Annotated in this window: 16 protein-coding genes and 1 pseudogene; 15 read left to right on the forward strand and 2 right to left on the reverse strand. The window is 66.6% G+C overall.

The window, feature by feature from the left end; translation table 11 throughout:
• Nucleotides 1-52 precede the first annotated feature (52 nt).
• Entirely contained in the window at nucleotides 53-2,053 is a 2,001-nt protein-coding gene (locus J2X98_RS21130; RefSeq protein WP_307312180.1) for an acyl-CoA dehydrogenase family protein, read from the forward strand.
• Between the two features lie 64 nt (nucleotides 2,054-2,117).
• Nucleotides 2,118-2,948: a YrzE family protein gene (locus J2X98_RS21135; protein ID WP_307312183.1), complete on the forward strand. Its 831-nt coding sequence runs from the start codon at nucleotides 2,118-2,120 to the stop codon at nucleotides 2,946-2,948.
• On the opposite strand, the gene J2X98_RS21140 is transcribed toward J2X98_RS21135, so the two are convergent.
• The gene (locus J2X98_RS21140) at nucleotides 2,949-3,347 is read right to left on the reverse strand and encodes a YchJ family protein (protein ID WP_307312186.1); all 399 of its coding nucleotides are present in this window, start codon (nucleotides 3,345-3,347) and stop codon (nucleotides 2,949-2,951) included.
• A gap of 162 nt (nucleotides 3,348-3,509) precedes the next feature.
• Between J2X98_RS21140 and J2X98_RS21145 the strand changes: the two genes are divergently transcribed.
• From J2X98_RS21145 to J2X98_RS21165, 5 genes are all read left to right on the forward strand, one after another.
• Nucleotides 3,510-4,160 (forward strand): hypothetical protein, encoded by a 651-nt coding sequence (locus J2X98_RS21145; RefSeq protein ID WP_307312190.1) that lies wholly within the window; start codon nucleotides 3,510-3,512, stop codon nucleotides 4,158-4,160.
• Between the two features lie 40 nt (nucleotides 4,161-4,200).
• On the forward strand, nucleotides 4,201-5,205 hold the full coding sequence (locus J2X98_RS21150) for an aldo/keto reductase family protein (RefSeq protein WP_141945113.1): 1,005 nt from the start codon (nucleotides 4,201-4,203) through the stop codon (nucleotides 5,203-5,205).
• The gene (locus tag J2X98_RS21155; protein WP_307312195.1) at nucleotides 5,206-6,066 is read left to right on the forward strand and encodes an SDR family oxidoreductase; all 861 of its coding nucleotides are present in this window, start codon (nucleotides 5,206-5,208) and stop codon (nucleotides 6,064-6,066) included. It begins immediately after the preceding gene.
• Nucleotides 6,067-6,153: 87 nt separating this feature from the next.
• On the forward strand, nucleotides 6,154-7,275 hold the full coding sequence (locus J2X98_RS21160; RefSeq protein ID WP_307312196.1) for a sulfite oxidase: 1,122 nt from the start codon (nucleotides 6,154-6,156) through the stop codon (nucleotides 7,273-7,275).
• 34 nt (nucleotides 7,276-7,309) lie between these two features.
• Complete coding sequence (locus tag J2X98_RS21165) at nucleotides 7,310-7,693, forward strand: RNA-binding S4 domain-containing protein (RefSeq protein ID WP_141945106.1); 384 nt, start codon at nucleotides 7,310-7,312, stop codon at nucleotides 7,691-7,693.
• Between the two features lie 18 nt (nucleotides 7,694-7,711).
• Here J2X98_RS21165 and J2X98_RS21170 read toward each other — a convergent pair whose 3' ends face one another.
• Entirely contained in the window at nucleotides 7,712-8,224 is a 513-nt protein-coding gene (locus J2X98_RS21170; RefSeq protein WP_307312201.1) for a hypothetical protein, read from the reverse strand.
• A gap of 142 nt (nucleotides 8,225-8,366) precedes the next feature.
• On the opposite strand from J2X98_RS21170, the gene J2X98_RS21175 reads away from it, so the two are divergent.
• The 8 genes and pseudogenes from J2X98_RS21175 to J2X98_RS21210 all read left to right on the forward strand — a co-directional run.
• The gene (locus tag J2X98_RS21175; RefSeq protein ID WP_307312203.1) at nucleotides 8,367-9,248 is read left to right on the forward strand and encodes a cytochrome c oxidase assembly protein; all 882 of its coding nucleotides are present in this window, start codon (nucleotides 8,367-8,369) and stop codon (nucleotides 9,246-9,248) included.
• A 101-nt stretch (nucleotides 9,249-9,349) separates the two neighbouring features.
• Nucleotides 9,350-9,967 (forward strand): uracil-DNA glycosylase, encoded by a 618-nt coding sequence (locus tag J2X98_RS21180; protein ID WP_141945101.1) that lies wholly within the window; start codon nucleotides 9,350-9,352, stop codon nucleotides 9,965-9,967.
• Between the two features lie 81 nt (nucleotides 9,968-10,048).
• Nucleotides 10,049-10,807 (forward strand): phosphatase PAP2 family protein, encoded by a 759-nt coding sequence (locus J2X98_RS21185; protein WP_307312205.1) that lies wholly within the window; start codon nucleotides 10,049-10,051, stop codon nucleotides 10,805-10,807.
• A 9-nt stretch (nucleotides 10,808-10,816) separates the two neighbouring features.
• Complete coding sequence (locus J2X98_RS21190) at nucleotides 10,817-11,467, forward strand: DedA family protein (protein WP_141945099.1); 651 nt, start codon at nucleotides 10,817-10,819, stop codon at nucleotides 11,465-11,467.
• Between the two features lie 42 nt (nucleotides 11,468-11,509).
• Nucleotides 11,510-12,217 carry a FadR/GntR family transcriptional regulator gene (locus J2X98_RS21195; RefSeq protein WP_307312208.1) on the forward strand — a complete coding sequence of 236 codons (708 nt, stop codon included), beginning with the start codon at nucleotides 11,510-11,512 and terminating at the stop codon, nucleotides 12,215-12,217.
• Nucleotides 12,218-12,243: 26 nt separating this feature from the next.
• Entirely contained in the window at nucleotides 12,244-13,308 is a 1,065-nt protein-coding gene (locus J2X98_RS21200; RefSeq protein WP_307312211.1) for an asparaginase, read from the forward strand.
• An 8-nt stretch (nucleotides 13,309-13,316) separates the two neighbouring features.
• Nucleotides 13,317-14,744 carry an aspartate ammonia-lyase gene (locus J2X98_RS21205; RefSeq protein WP_307312214.1) on the forward strand — a complete coding sequence of 476 codons (1,428 nt, stop codon included), beginning with the start codon at nucleotides 13,317-13,319 and terminating at the stop codon, nucleotides 14,742-14,744.
• A gap of 83 nt (nucleotides 14,745-14,827) precedes the next feature.
• Nucleotides 14,828-15,051, forward strand: a pseudogene (locus J2X98_RS21210) (amino acid permease); the annotation flags it as partial.

The raw sequence follows: 15,051 nt of genomic DNA on the forward strand, positions 1-15,051 counted from the left end.
AACCCCGGCGGATCCATGGCTACACCGGCCGATCCGGCCAAGGAGATGACCCATGACCTCCGCCACTGACAGCCAGGCCAAGGATGCCCCCGCTGACGAAACCCCCGTCCCTGCCGGCAACATCGGCGCCGGTGCCACTGCTGAAGATGCGCGGGCCGTCGCGGAGGCCGCCCGTGAGTCAGGCTGGGACCGCCCAAGCTTCGCCAAGGGCCTGTACCTTGGCAGTTTTGACCTCAGCCTGGTCCACCCCTGGCCCGCGGCCGAGCCGGATTCCGTTGAGCGGGGTGAGGAATTCATGGCCCGCCTGACGGAGTACGCCCGCACCATGGACGGCCGCGTCATCGAGCGCGAAGCGAAGATTCCCGACGACTACATCAAGGGCCTGGCCGACCTCGGTGTGTTCGGCATGAAGATTCCGGAGGAGTACGGGGGGCTGGGCCTTTCACTGGTCTATTACGGGCGTGCCCTGGCACTGCTGGGCAGCGTGCACCCCAGCCTCGGCGCGCTTATTTCGGCCCACCAGTCCATCGGCGTGCCGGAACCGGTCAAGGTCTTTGGTACGCCCGACCAGAAACGCGAGTACCTGCCCCGCTGCGCCGCCGGCGCCGTCACCGCGTTCCTCCTTACCGAACCGGACGTGGGCAGCGACCCCGCCCGTCTGGGCAGCACCGCAACGCCAACCGACGACGGCGACGCGTACCTTTTGGACGGCGTGAAGCTTTGGACCACCAACGGGGTGATCGCGGAACTGGTGGTGGTCATGGCAGTGGTGCCGGCACACACCGATCCCGACGGCACCCGGCACAAAGGCGGCATCAGCGCCTTCGTGGTGGAGATGGATTCACCCGGCATCACCGTGGAAAACCGGAACTCCTTCATGGGCCTGCGCGGTATCGAGAACGGGGTGACCCGCTTCCACCAGGTGCGCGTGCCCGCCGCCAACCGGCTGGGCCGCGAGGGCCAGGGCCTGAAGATTGCACTGACCACCCTTAACACCGGCCGGTTGGCGTTGCCGGCACTCTGCGTGGCCTCCGGAAGGTGGAGCCTGAAGATCGCCCGCGAGTGGTCCAACGCACGCACGCAATGGGGCAGGCCCGTGGGTGAACACGAAGCCGTGGGTAAGAAGATTGCCTTCATCGCCGCCTCAGCCTTCGCGCTGGACGCGGTCTTTGAACTCTCCGCCGAACTCGCCGATGCCGGCCAAAAGGATGTCCGCATCGAGGCTGCCCTCGCCAAGCTCTGGGCTACCGAGATCAGCTGCCGGATCGCCGACGAGCTGGTCCAGATCCGGGGCGGACGCGGTTTCGAGACGGCCGAATCACTGGCGGCACGCGGAGAACGCGCGGTGCCCGCTGAACAGCAGCTGCGGGACCTGCGGATCAACCGGATCTTCGAGGGATCCTCGGAAATCATGCGGCTCCTGATTGCCCGGGAAGCCGTGGACGCGCACCTTGCCGCCGCGGGCGACCTTGCCTCGCTTGACGCCAGCCTGGCCGACAAGGCGAAGGCCGCCGTCGGCGCTTCCGGCTTCTATGCCAAGTGGCTGCCCAAGCTGGTGGCCGGCGCCGGCATGGACCCCCGCTCCTACGGCGAATTCGGCAGGCTCGCCCGCCACCTCCGGTTCGTGGAACGTTCGTCGCGCCGGCTTGCCCGGCAGACCTTCTACGGAATGGGCCGGTGGCAGGCAAAGCTTGAGCGGAAACAGGCTTTCCTGGGCCGGGTAGTGGACATCGGCGCAGAACTCTTCGCCATGACCGCCTGCTGCTCGCGCGCCGAGATGCTCCTCAAAATGTCTCCCGAAAGGGCTGCAGGGGCTTATGAGCTGGCCGACGCCTACTGCGAGCAGGCAAGGGTACGGGTGGACGAGTACTTCGACCAGCTGTGGCGGAACACGGACGACGCCGACCACGCTTTGACGCGCAAAGTCCTCGCCGGGGACTACACGTGGCTGGAAGTGGGGGTGCTGGACCAGTCCGAGGGCACGGGCCCGTGGATTGCCGACGCCTCCCCGGGGCCGTCGAAGAAACAGGACCTGCACCGGAAATACCGGTAAAACCGCAGGTCACAAAATAGTAAGCACGCTTGCTATCACTGCAGGCGGGTGGTTATGTTGAGCCATGAGCAGCTCAACGGACCCAGAGAACCTGCCTTCCCGCCGCGCCCGGGAGGCCGAGACCACCCGTGGCGGAAGCCACCGGGAATCAGCAGCTGACGACGCGGCCACGCGCTCATTCGAGCAGCCGCCGGCCCGCGCCGTGGAACGGGACTACATCCCGCCCTCCGCGGAGCGGGAGTACCAGCCCGCACCCACCACTGCCACCCCTGTAGTGGAGCCGGCGGTGGATCCTGCGCTGGCGGACAGGGAAACCGCTGTCGCACGGCAGAAGGAACGTTTCGGCGGGATCAAGGCGGGCTCTGCCTTCTTCGGCTGGCTGACGGCCACCGGCATGGCCGTGCTGCTGACCGCACTGGTGGCGGCGGCGGGCACTGCTGTAGGCCTCGCCAACAACACCAACGTGAACGAGGCCGTAAACCAGGCCGCGCAGAACAGCGGCACGGTGGGGCTGGTAGGGATCATCGTCCTGCTGGTGATCCTGTTCGTCTCCTACTACTGCGGCGGCTACGTGGCAGGCCGGATGGCCCGCTTCAACGGCGTCAAGCAGGGGGTGATGGTGTGGATCTGGGCGCTGATCGTGGCCATCCTGGTGGCCATCCTGGGCCTGGTGGCAGGGCAGCAGTTCAACGTCCTGGCCAACCTCAACAGCTTCCCGCGCATCCCCGTCAACGAGGGACAGCTGACCACCACCAGCATCATCGCTGCAGTCGTGGTGGCGGTAGTGGCCCTGGTCGGGGCCGTCCTAGGCGGCCTGGCCGGCATGCGGTTCCACCGCAAAGTGGACCGTGCCGGATTCACTCCGGACAGCGAGTTCTACGTCGACAGGGATTAGTCAGGCGAGGATGTCGCCGTCCACGTAAAGCCACCGGCCGCCCTCCCGGACAAACCTGCTGTTCTCGTGCAGGACGCCGCGGTCCGCGCCGTGCCGGTAGTAGGCCTTGAACTCCACAGTCCCCGCAGTATCAAAGGGCCCGCCGCCGCTCTTGGCCAGGATGTCCAGGCGGCGCCATTCCATGGAGGGGTCCAGGTCCAGGCCGGATGGCGCCGTGGACCGGTGGTGGGTACGGAGCAGGTAATCCTCATCCAGCCGCGCGAACGCCGTATAGCGGGACCGCATCAACTGCTCAGCCGTTGCAGCTTCGGTTTGCCCTGAATGGAACCTGCCGCAGCACGCAGCGTACGGCTCCCCCGACAGGCACAAGCAGTTTGCGGAGTCAATCGATTCGGTCACCCGGCGATGCTGTCACATCCGGTAACAGCTTCGCTACAACCCCGGCCATGACGCGGTCCGGGGCGGCGCGGCCCGGCAAAAATCCGTATGGTGGAGAAGGGCCTTGCCCCGGCGCAGGATGCCGGGAACCGGCCCCGGATGCAGGCAGAGAGGAGAGAAGACGTGGGGACCCCGGACACTCTCGTCCTCAACCTGACCTTCCTGGGCACCATGGGCGTCGCCCTCCTGATGTTCGCAGTCCTCTTCCTTCTCGGCGTGCTCACCCTGGTCCTCGCAGGCATGGGGCGCCTGGCCGTCATCGTCCTGATGACCCTGCTCGGACGGGGCCCCGCGAAACGGGACGCCACCGGAGCCGAAGGGGCAGCGGGGCGGCAGCCGGCACCGCGCAAACCCTTCCGGGAACGAGCCGCCGCGCTGAAACCGGACCGGCTGAAAGAGTCGCTGCGCACCGCCGTCGTACGCCATCCGAAACTGGCTTCGGCGCGTCCCGAGCCGCCCGTCCTCGCCGAAGATTGGGCCTCTGCCGTTGCCGAGGCGGACAAGCGGGCCGAGGCCAGGGCCAAGGCGGAACGGCCGGAAATCAAGCTGTCCGTGCGCGACCTCCCCGACCCCGCCGTCCCGGCGGACAAGGTATCCGAGGTGGCCCCACTGGTGGAGTCGGCCCTGCACAACCACCGTCCGCCGCACGAAATGCCGCGGTCCTTCAAGAAGCCCCAGCCGCCGCATCCGGTGCCGCCCCTGGATACGGGGTCCCTCGTTTCCCTGGCCAGCCCCCAGCAGGTGCTCAAGGAGCAGGCACGGGATAACGGCTAAGCCCTTACCCTGAGCAACCATCTGGGTTAGCGTGAAACCCATGGAATTCAGATACCTCGGAAACAGCGGTTTCAAAGTCTCGGAAATCACGTTCGGCAACTGGCTGACCCACGGCTCACAGGTGGAAAACGACGTCGCAACCCAGTGCGTCCGGGCTGCCCTGGACGCCGGCATCAGCACCTTTGACACGGCGGACGTCTACGCCAACACGGCCGCGGAAACCGTCCTGGGGCAGGCCCTGAAGGGTGAACGCCGCGAGTCCCTGGAAATCTTCACCAAAGTCTTCGGCCCCACCGGCCCCAAGGGCAAGAACGATCTTGGCCTGTCCCGCAAGCACATCATGGAGTCCATCAACGGTTCGCTGCGCCGGCTGCAGACGGATTACGTGGACCTTTACCAGGCCCACCGCTACGACTTCGAAACGCCGCTGGAAGAAACCATGCAGGCGTTCGCGGACATCGTCCGGCAGGGCAAGGCGCTGTACATCGGCGTCAGTGAATGGACCGCCGACCAGCTCCGCGAGGGGCACAAACTGTCCAGGGAACTGGGTTTCCAGCTCATCTCCAACCAGCCGCAGTACTCCATGCTCTGGCGCGTTATCGAAGCCGAGGTGGTCCCGGCGTCGGAGGAGCTGGGCGTGTCCCAGATCGTGTGGTCGCCCATGGCCCAGGGCGTCCTCAGCGGCAAGTACCTGCCCGGCCAACCCGCTCCCGAAGGCAGCCGCGCCACGGACGAAAAGGGCGGCGCCAAGATGATCCAGCGGTGGATGCGGGACGACGTCCTTGCAGCCGTGCAGGACCTGAAGCCGATCGCCCAGGAGGCCGGCCTGTCCATGCCGCAGCTTGCTGTCGCATGGGTGCTGCAGAACCCAAACGTGGCGTCAGCCATCGTGGGCGCTTCCCGCCCCGAGCAGATTGCCGACAGCGTGGGTGCCGCCGGCGTAAAGCTGGAAGCCGAAGTCCTCAAGAAGATCGACGACGCCGTCGGAGGCCTCGCCGAACGGGACCCGGCACAGACCAAATCGCCGGCCACCCGGGAAGCGTAAGTGGCGTCCCCGCCGGACCTCCCGGAGCTCGCTGTCACCGGATCCACCGGGGGCCTGGGCGGAATGGTGGCGCGGCAGCTTGCCGCGTCCGGTTTCGCCCAGCGCCTGCTGGTGCGCGACGCCTCCCGGGCGCCGCAGCTGGATGACGCGCACCCTGTGGTGTGTTCCTACGGGGACGGCGCCGCCTCCCGCCAGGCGCTGGACGGGGTGAAGGTCCTGTTCATGGTCTCCGCCGCGGAGGCCGAAGACAGGTTGCAGCAGCACTATGCGTTTATCGACGCCGCTGCCGACGCCGGCGTGCAGCACGTGGTGTACACGTCCTTCTACGGGGCGGCGCCGGATGCCACCTTCACGCTGGCGCGGGACCATTACGCCACGGAGGAGCGGATCAAGGCGTCAGGGACGGACTTCACGTTCCTGCGCGACAACTTCTACCTGGACTTCCTGCCGCTGATGACGGGGGACGACGGAGTGATCCGTGGCCCCGCCGGTGATGGCGCCTTTTCAGGGGTGGCCCGCGAGGATATTGCCCGCTGCGCCCACGCGGTGCTGCGGGATCCTGCCATCCACAAGGGCAAGACCTACGACCTGACCGGGCCGGAGGAGTTGACCATGGCGCAGGCTGCAGAGGTGCTGAGTGCAGGCACCGGCCGGACCGTCAGGTACCAGCCGGAGACGGTGGAAGAAGCCTACGCGTCCCGGGCCTCCTACGGCGCGCCGCAGTGGCAGCTGGACGCGTGGGTGAGCACCTACACGGCGATGGCGGCAGGCGAGATGGCAGGGCTTTCGCCGGATGTCCACGGGCTGACCGGGCAGGACCCGATCACCCTCGCCGAGTTCCTGACCCGGCCGGTGCTGTAGCCGGTTAATTTCGTTGACGGGCGGGGTGGTCCGGCGTAGACCTGTTGGCAGGGGTGTCCCTGATCCGTCACAGAATCGCAGCGCGCCATGAATTACAGGAACCAGCAGTCCACCCGGAAGTCGGCGGAGCAGGCGCCGGTCCTGCCTGCAACGGCAGTTCCTGACTCCGGTCCGCTTACCCGTGAGGAGCTGCAGCTCGCCGCCCGCAACCATTCCATGCCGCTGGAAGCGCTCCGCCGCGAGGTCACGCCGCCCGGGCTCCACTATGTGCTGACGCACTTCGACATCCCCGACCTGGACGCTTCCTCCTGGCACCTGCGGATCGGCGGTGCCGTGGAGCGGGCCCTCGAACTGAGCATGGCGGCACTCCGCAGGGATCCCGCCATCACCGTTCCCGTAACCCTCGAATGCGCGGGCAACGGCCGTTCGCTCCTTGAGCCCCGGCCCCTTAGCCAGCCGTGGGTCCTCGAAGCGGTTGGCACAGCGCACTGGACAGGGGTGCCCCTGGCTTATCTCCTCGGCAAGGCGGGCGTGCTGCCTCACGCCCGGGAGGTGGTGTTCACCGGAGCCGACGCGGGCGTGCAGGGCGGCGTCCCCCAGCACTACGCGCGGAGCCTGCCGATCCGCGAAGCGCTGCGTCCCGACGTCGTTCTTGCCTACAGGATGAACGGCTTGGACCTGCCGCCGCAGCACGGCTACCCGCTGCGCCTGGTGGTCCCGGGCTGGTATGGCATGGCCAGCGTGAAGTGGCTGCAGTCCATCGAGGTGGTCAGGGCGCCCTTCGCCGGGTTCCAGCAGCAGTCCGCGTACCGGTACCAGGAATCCGCGGACGACGCCGGCACGCCGGTCACGCGCATAAGGGTCCGTTCGCTGATGGTTCCGCCAGGCGTTCCGGACTTCTTCACCCGGCAGCGGTTCCTTCCTGCTGGCCCGGTCATGCTGGAGGGCAGGGCCTGGTCCGGCGAAGGCGCCGTGACCGCCGTCGACGTGGGCATCGACGGCACCTGGGTGCCGGCCCATCTTGAGAAACCGGCCGGGGGCTTTGCGTGGCGGAGATGGAGCCTGCCGTGGGTAGCCGACCCCGGCGAACACGTCCTGGCCTGCCGCGCCACGGACATCACCGGCGCCACCCAGCCCCTGGAGCAGCACTGGAACTACCAGGGGATGGGCAACAACGTGGTACAGCAGGTCAGGGTGACGGTGGAGTGACGCTGCGGGCCCCGGGCTATACTCGGTGCCAATCATGACCAGCCTGCCTTCCTCCCCCGCCAGTGTCCGCATCGACGCGTGGCTGTGGGCCGTCCGCGCCTACAAAACGCGCTCAGCCGCCACCGCGGCCTGCCGGGCCGGCCATGTCCGGCTAAACGGCAACCCGTCGAAGGCTTCGGCCACCCTGGTAACCGGCGATACCGTCACGGTCCGGATGCCGGGGTACGAGCGCGTCCTGGAGGTGCGGCGGCTCATCGCCAAGCGCGTAGGCGCCGAGGCCGCCTCGCACTGCTTTACCGACCACACTCCCCCGCGGCCCGTCCTTCCGGCGCTTGGGCTGCCGCAGCGCGACCGGGGCGCAGGCCGGCCCACCAAGAAGGACCGTCGGGAGATGGAGCGGCTCCGGGGACCTGCGTGACAGGTGTGCCCCGCAAGGTCAGGCGCCCGCTTTGGTGCGTGCCTGCACAAGGTTAGCGAACGGCAACCGGCCGAATTCGGCCACGAAGGCAGCGTGGTAACGCGCTTCTGCGCCGTTCAGCTGGTCCGCCGGAAGCTCCTTCCACGCCATGTCGAGTGATCCGGCGTCAGCCAACTGCCAGATAAGCCGCCCGTCCCAGTGGCCGGGCGGCTTTCCGTGCCCGAAGTCGACGAACTCCTGGACCTGGCGCCGAAGCCCCCGGTTACCCTTGCTGCCGGGGCCGGCCTTCCCCACGTAGAGAACAACGGCGGCATCCACCCATTCGGCGGCCAATGCAGCCACGGGGAGGGACGGGTCTTTCTTCCTGAAGACGCCCGCGGTGCTTTTCGCGAGAAAACGCGCCTGGAAATCTTCGGGCGCCACGACCGCAAAGAGGCCTGTTCCCTGCGGAATCCTCATGGTTTCGAGGCTTTGGATAGGTCTGAAGCCGGCGAAGCCCTCGACCTTCAGGCCCTTCCTGGTGAACTGCATAGTCCATTGAACAGCATCTCCTGAAACGCTGGTGCATCAGGAGCAGCCACCGCCCCAACGAGCCACACCTACCACTCCACCGCACCACCATTGCCGGGTGCGCGGACAGGTTACTTTCAGGAACAACGGCTAACCTTGGCCCGTGCCACCCCTTGAGATCCTGATTTCTTCCTGGCGACTCGACTGGGCCGCGGCGGCTTTCGTTGTGGTCACAGGCCTCCTGTACGGGCTGGGGGTGCGGGCAGCAACCCACAAGGGCCGCCGGTGGCCGGCCTGGCGGGCCGCCGCGTTTTACGTTCTTGGCCTGGGAACGTTCGTGTTGCTGACCTGTGGATTCACGGGCGTCTACGGCGCACAGCAGCGGTGGGCGTTCACCCTTAAGCTCTCCCTGCTGCTCTTCGTTGTTCCCCTGCTCATCGGGCTGGGAAAGCCCCTCACCCTGGCCCGGGCTGCCTTGCCGCCACAGGGCATAGCCGCGTTTGACGCGGTCCTGGCCAGCCGGCCGGTCCGGTTTGTCAGCAACTCGTTCGGCGCGCCGCTGCTGGGGCTCGCACTTTTCTCCACACTCCTCACCCCCGCCTTCTACACGTTGCGCACCAACCCTGCTGCTGATGCACTCCTCACGATCGCCGTGCCGCTGCTGGGGATGCTGATGGCTCTTCCCATCATCGAAGAGTCGGACTTCCAGCGCTCCAGTGCCTACCTGACCCTTGAATTCATGTTCGTGTTCATTGAGCTGCTGATCGACGCGATCCCCGGGATCCTGCTCAGTCTCAGCGGCCAGGTACTTGACCACGTAACGTCCGTTCCCGATCCCCAGTGGTGGTTCAGGGACGCGCTTCAAGACCAGCAGTTCGCGGGAAACCTCCTCTGGTTCATCTGCGAAGTTGTGGATCTGCCGCTGATCATCCTCATGTTCATCCGCTTCTCGCGCAGCGACAAGCGGGAGGCGAAGGTCTTTGACAAACTCACCGACGAACAGCTCGACGAACTGAACAGCCAGCACATGCGCGGGCGGCGGTAGATTGGCCCGCTGGAAAATTCGGTGTGCCCACCCCTCCCCGGGGAAGCGTAGAGTGACATAGGACGCCTGATTCTGGACGCCTCGCTGCCAAGGGAGAAATCGTGACGATTGATTGGGACGAAAAAAAGGCCCTTCTACAGGAACCGAACATCGCCAAGGTGACCCAGCTTTGCGATGAACTGATGGAAAAGAAGCCCGGTTCCACCGTTCCCTATATCGACCCCGTCCACGATGAAGATGAGTGCAGAATCATCAGCCTCCATGCCAGCCCCGGCAAGGGCACGGAATCCGGATTCGTCTCGCACAACAACGATGACGAGGCGGCCCGCCGCGCCACCCAGATCTATGAGCTCGCAGAACTGGACCCGCGCTACGTCATGCCGTGGAACGCCTACCCGTGGGTCCGTGAGAGCGGGAGCCCTTCCGCGCTGAGCGTCCAGGAGAAAACCGACGGTCTCCGCCCCTTCCGCCAGTTCCTCAAGATCAACTCCCGGGTCTCGGCAATCATCGCCCACGGCACGGATGCCTCCACGTTCCTGACCCTGTTCGAGAAGACCTATCACTCATCCTTGAAGAACAACGGCATCAAAATCTATAAGGCCTCCGCCCTTGGCGGCAGGGCCTTCGCTGTTTCCGAGGCCAAGCAGGAAGAACTCCTGGCCAAGAACGTGGAGACCTACCGGGACGCGATGCAGCGGGCAGGCATCCAGCACCTGTAGGGGCCAGTTTCCCAGGGTTCTTTCAGGCGTGCGGGCGCATACTCATAGGTACTCTGACCGGCGAAAGAAACAGGCTGAACCTTGACGTCCCATTCCAACCGCTTCCCCGCTGCGGCTTCCCCAACGGACCCGGCAGCCGTTCGCATGGCCGTCCTTCCCCAGTTGCGGCACTGGATTGCGGTGCCGCTCCTCGCCGCGGTCCTGATCGTGGCCGCCGGCCTGGCGCTGCGGTTCATCCCGGCGCTTACCTCGGCTGACATGTCCGTGGACGCGGAGCTGAGCCACGACCACACTGCACCCCTCACGGGAGTCGCCATGTTCATCAATGTGGTGTTCAGCCCCGCGGGCGGCGTGCTGATGATCGCCGCGCTGTGCCTCTACCTCCTGCTGGTGCGCCGGAGCCCGGTGAATGCGATAGCCACCGGACTGGTGGCCGCCGGCGGCTGGGTAAGCAGCGAACTGTTCAAGGTGCTGGTTGCCCGGCACCGCCCCGACTCCACGGCACTGTTCAACCCGCTGATCCCGGAACCCGGAACGGACAGCTTTCCCAGCGGCCACGTCGCACTGGCTTCCGCGCTGGCGATCGCCGTCTTCCTGCTGGCCCGCGGCACCCGGTGGCAGCGGCCCGCGGCCGTCCTGGGAATCGTGGTGCCGGTGCTGGTTGCCTTGTCCCGGGTCTACCTCGGCGTGCACTACCCCACGGATGTCACGGCATCCTTCCTCACCGCAGCCACTGGCGCGGCATTCCTGACCGGCCTGTGGAACAGGTTCGGCCTGGCACTGCTCTCCCGCATCCCGTTCCTGGCGAAGCTCGGCCCAGTTCCGGCGCCGCAGGCCTGATCCGCTGCCATGACGGGCTTCATCGACGGCCTCCTGAACGTCAGCCCGCTCGTGGCTTACATCGCGGTCTTCTGCCTGGTGTTTGCCGAGGACGCCCTGTTTGTCGGCTTCGTCATTCCGGGTGAGACTGCGGCGGTCCTGGGCGGCGTGGTGGCAAGCCGGGGTGAAGTGCAGCTTGTCCCCATGATGGCTTTGGTGGTCGGCGCCGCCATCATTGGAGACAGCGTCGGCTACGAAGTGGGCAAACATCTGGGCGGCCGGCTCCTGAAAAACAGGTTCCTGGCGCGCCACTCCGAGAAGCTGGAAAATGCGCAGGACTTCCTTCGGCGCAGGGGCGGGTCCGCCGTGTTCCTGGGCCGTTTCACCGCCTTCTTCCGGGCAGTCATGCCCGCCCTGGCCGGCACGTCCCGGATGCCTTATGGCCGGTTCTTCGCCTGGAACGCGACGGGCGGCGTCGTCTGGGGGACCGGCTTCGTCCTGCTGGGTTTCCTTGCAGGCAACTCCTACGAAACCGTGGCGAAGGCAGTGGGCGAGGACCTCGCCGTCGTCATCGCCGTCCTGGCGGTGGCGGCGCTTGTTGCCTGGCATTTCCAGGCACGACGGCGCAAGCAGCGGCAGCGCCGGGCGAACCGGCCACAGGACAGTGCCTCGAATTCATAGGGGGAGTTTGACACCAACTGTGACCAGTGCCATATTTAAGGCGTGAACCTGTCAGACAGCCGGACAGCAGGACAGCCTGTAGTCCGCCCCCTTGCCCGGCTGAGCGCTGCCGAGGCGGTGTTCAACGCCATCCGCGGGGACATCGAATCGGAACTCATCCCTGTGGGGAGCAAACTCAGCTCGGAAGCCACGCTTTCCCAGCAGTACGGAGTGAGCCGCTCGGTAATCCGGGAAGCCCTCCGCTCCTGCACCGCCCTGGGCCTGACGGTCACCAGGACCGGCAAAGGTACGTTCGTTGTTGCCAGCAAAGTAGCCAACGACCTCACGTTGGGGCAGTACTCGGCGCGGGACCTGACAGAAGCACGCCCACACATCGAAGTCCCTGCAGCCGGCCTGGCAGCAGAACGGCGCACCCCCGAGGAACTCGACATACTCCGCGGGATCGTTGCCGCCATGGCCACGGAAACGGACCCGGAGTCCTGGGTTGCCCTGGACTCCAGCTTCCACGCCACCATAGCCCGCGCCAGCGGCAACAGGGTGTTCGCAAGCGTGGTTGCCGACATCAGGGACGCGCTGGCCCACCAGTCCGAGACGCTGAACATGGTGGCCGACCGCCAGCATGCCTCCGACGTTGAGCACCAGGAGATCCTGGCCGCCATCGAGGCAGGCTCTGCGGAGAAGGCCCGCGCCGCCATGGCCCACCACTTGGAAGCCGTGGGCGTGGCCCTGGACTCCATCCTCAACAACTAGCCAATCCAACCCTTCACAAGGACCCCATGCCATCCCCTGTGTTTTCTGCTGCCCATATCGCTGCCCCGGCCGACCTGGCCCTGCCGCAGCACGCTCCGCTGGTCGCTGCCATCCGTGATGGCCTGGTGGAGAGCGTCCACTACGGCTCCGCGGTTGCCTTGTCGGCTGACGGTTCAGTGGCGGCAGCAGCAGGCAACCCCATGGCGCCGTTCTATCCACGCTCTGCCCTCAAGCCTTTCCAGGCCGTGGCCATGGTCCGTGCCGGCCTTGAACTGCCTGCCGACCTCCTGGCCCTGGCCGCAGCAAGCCATTCAGGCGCATCAACCCATCGGGATGGCGCGCTGCGCATCCTCGAACTCCACGGCCTGGCCCCCACAGACCTGGGGAACAGCACCGACCTCCCCTACGGGACTGGAGAGCGTGAGGAGTGGCTGCGGAACGGAGGCAGCGCCACCCAGATCACACAGAACTGCTCCGGGAAGCACGCCGCCATGGTGGCCACCTGCGTGATCAACGGGTGGCCAGTGCAGGGATACCTGGACCCGTCCCACCCGCTGCAGCAACTCGTGCTCGAGACCGTCAGCGAGCTGACCGGCGAGGACCCGGCCGCCGTAAGCACCGATGGCTGCGGCACTCCGCTGTTTGCCCTCACGCTCCCCGGCATGGCCCGGGGCTTCGGCCGGATCGCCAAGGCAGCCGCGCTCGACGACGGCAGCCCGGAAGCCGCCGTCGGCCTGGCCATGCAGCACCACCCGGAGATGGTGGCCGGCGAAGGCCGCGACGTCACCACGCTGATGCGGCTGCTGCCCGGCGCCGTCGCCAAGGACGGATTTGAGGGCGTTCAGCTGGTGGGTCTGGCCGACGGCAGCGCAGTGGCCGTGAAGATTTCCGACGGCGGCGACCGCGCCCGGATGCCTGCCACCGTCCACCTCCTGGAAGCACTGGGCCTGGACACCGAGCCGCTCAGCGGCATTGCCACGGCACCGGTGCTGGGCGGCGGCCACCAGGTGGGCCGGCTGCTCGCCACCGATTTCCTGGACCCTGCATTCCCGAACACCAACCAGTCCACGCCCGACAACGAAGCCCTGTGAGGACATCCATGACCATCACTGACACCGCAGCGGACACCGCAACCGCCACCCGGTCCGAGCACGACCTGCTCGGCGACCGGGACGTCCCCGCCCACGCATACTGGGGCGTCCACACGCTCCGCGCCGTGGAGAACTTCCCCATTACCGGCCAGAAGCTGTCCACCAACATGCACCTGGTCCGCGGGCTGGCCGCAGTTAAACTCGCCGCCGCCCGCACCAACCGTGAGCTGGGCCTGCTGGACGCCGAACGCGCGGACGCCATCGAGCAGGCCTGCCAGGACGTCATGGCCGGGCGCTTTGCCGACCAGTTCGTGGTGGACGTGGTCCAGGGGGGCGCCGGGACGTCGTCGAACATGAACGCCAACGAGGTCATCGCCAACCGGGCCCTGGAAATCCTGGGACACCCCAAGGGTGACTACGCCCGGCTGCACCCGAACGACCACGTCAACCTCAGCCAGTCCACCAACGACGTCTACCCCACCGCCGTCAAGCTGGGCACCATCTTCGCCGCCCGGGCACTGCTGGCAGCACTCGAAGAACTCGAGGATGCCTGCGCCGCCAAGGCCATGGAGTTCCGCACCGTAGTAAAGATGGGCCGCACCCAACTGCAGGACGCCGTCCCCATGACCCTGGGACAGGAGTTCGGCAGCTACGCCGTCACCATCGGCGAGGACCGGCTGCGCCTGGCGGAAGCCGAGCTGCTGATCCACGAGATCAACCTCGGTGCCACTGCGATCGGCACGGGCCTGAACGCCCCTGCCGGCTACGCGGCAACAGCCTGCCGGCACCTGGCGGAAATCACCGGACTGCCACTGGTCACCGCCGTGGACCTCATCGAGGCCACCCAGGACGTGGGCGCGTTCGTCCACCTCTCCGGTGTCCTCAAGCGCGTGGCAGTGAAACTGTCCAAGATCTGCAACGACCTCCGACTGCTCTCCTCAGGCCCCCGCGCGGGCTTCGGCGAGATCAACCTGCCGGCCGTGCAGTCCGGGTCCTCCATCATGCCCGGCAAGATCAACCCGGTCATTCCGGAAGTGGTCTCCCAGGTTGCCTACGAAGTGATCGGCAACGACGTCACCATCACCATGGCCGCCGAAGCCGGGCAACTGCAGCTCAACGCTTTCGAACCGATCATCGTCCACAGCCTCCACAAGAGCATCTCCCACCTCGAATCGGCGTGCCGCACCCTGACGGCCCGCTGCATCCGGGGAATCACCGCCAACACCGAGCACCTGCGCCGCACCGTGGAGCAGTCCATCGGCCTGGTCACCGCATTGAACCCCCACCTCGGCTACGCCACCGCCACCGCCATCGCGCAGGAAGCACTTGCCACCGGCAAGGGCGTCGCCGAACTCGTCCTGGAACACGGGCTCCTCACCGACGCCCAGCTCCAGGAACTCCTGAGCCCCGAACGCCTGGCAAACCTCAGCAAGTAGTCCCCACCTGCTCCCTCGCCCCCCAAACCCGGCCAGGGAACCCGGCAGGCCTGGGCCCACCCCATCCCAAAAAGGACACCCCCATGACAAACACTCCCCTTCCAGACCACGTTATTGATGGTGGTCACGCGCATGCGACTGAGTCCTCCCTGCACGCGGAGGACAAGGGCTACCACAAGAACCTCAAGCCGCGGCAGATCCAGATGATCGCGATTGGTGGTGCGATCGGTACCGGCCTGTTCCTGGGCGCCGGCGGCCGCCTGAACGCTGCTGGCCCGTCCCTGGTCATCGCGTACGCGGTGTGCGG

Origin of the sequence: Pseudarthrobacter enclensis, from assembly GCF_030811655.1 — a bacterium.
Lineage (GTDB): Bacteria > Actinomycetota > Actinomycetes > Actinomycetales > Micrococcaceae > Arthrobacter > Arthrobacter enclensis_A.

Coding starts and splice junctions, on each gene's coding strand:
- J2X98_RS21135 (WP_307312183.1), top strand. CDS start 2,118: ATGAGCAGCTCAACGGACCCAGAGAACCTGCCTTCCCGCCGCGCCCGG.
- J2X98_RS21130 (WP_307312180.1), top strand. CDS start 53: ATGACCTCCGCCACTGACAGCCAGGCCAAGGATGCCCCCGCTGACGAA.
- J2X98_RS21150 (WP_141945113.1), top strand. CDS start 4,201: ATGGAATTCAGATACCTCGGAAACAGCGGTTTCAAAGTCTCGGAAATC.
- J2X98_RS21170 (WP_307312201.1), bottom strand. CDS start 8,224: ATGCAGTTCACCAGGAAGGGCCTGAAGGTCGAGGGCTTCGCCGGCTTC.
- J2X98_RS21165 (WP_141945106.1), top strand. CDS start 7,310: ATGACCAGCCTGCCTTCCTCCCCCGCCAGTGTCCGCATCGACGCGTGG.
- J2X98_RS21200 (WP_307312211.1), top strand. CDS start 12,244: ATGCCATCCCCTGTGTTTTCTGCTGCCCATATCGCTGCCCCGGCCGAC.
- J2X98_RS21190 (WP_141945099.1), top strand. CDS start 10,817: ATGACGGGCTTCATCGACGGCCTCCTGAACGTCAGCCCGCTCGTGGCT.
- J2X98_RS21160 (WP_307312196.1), top strand. CDS start 6,154: ATGAATTACAGGAACCAGCAGTCCACCCGGAAGTCGGCGGAGCAGGCG.
- J2X98_RS21205 (WP_307312214.1), top strand. CDS start 13,317: ATGACCATCACTGACACCGCAGCGGACACCGCAACCGCCACCCGGTCC.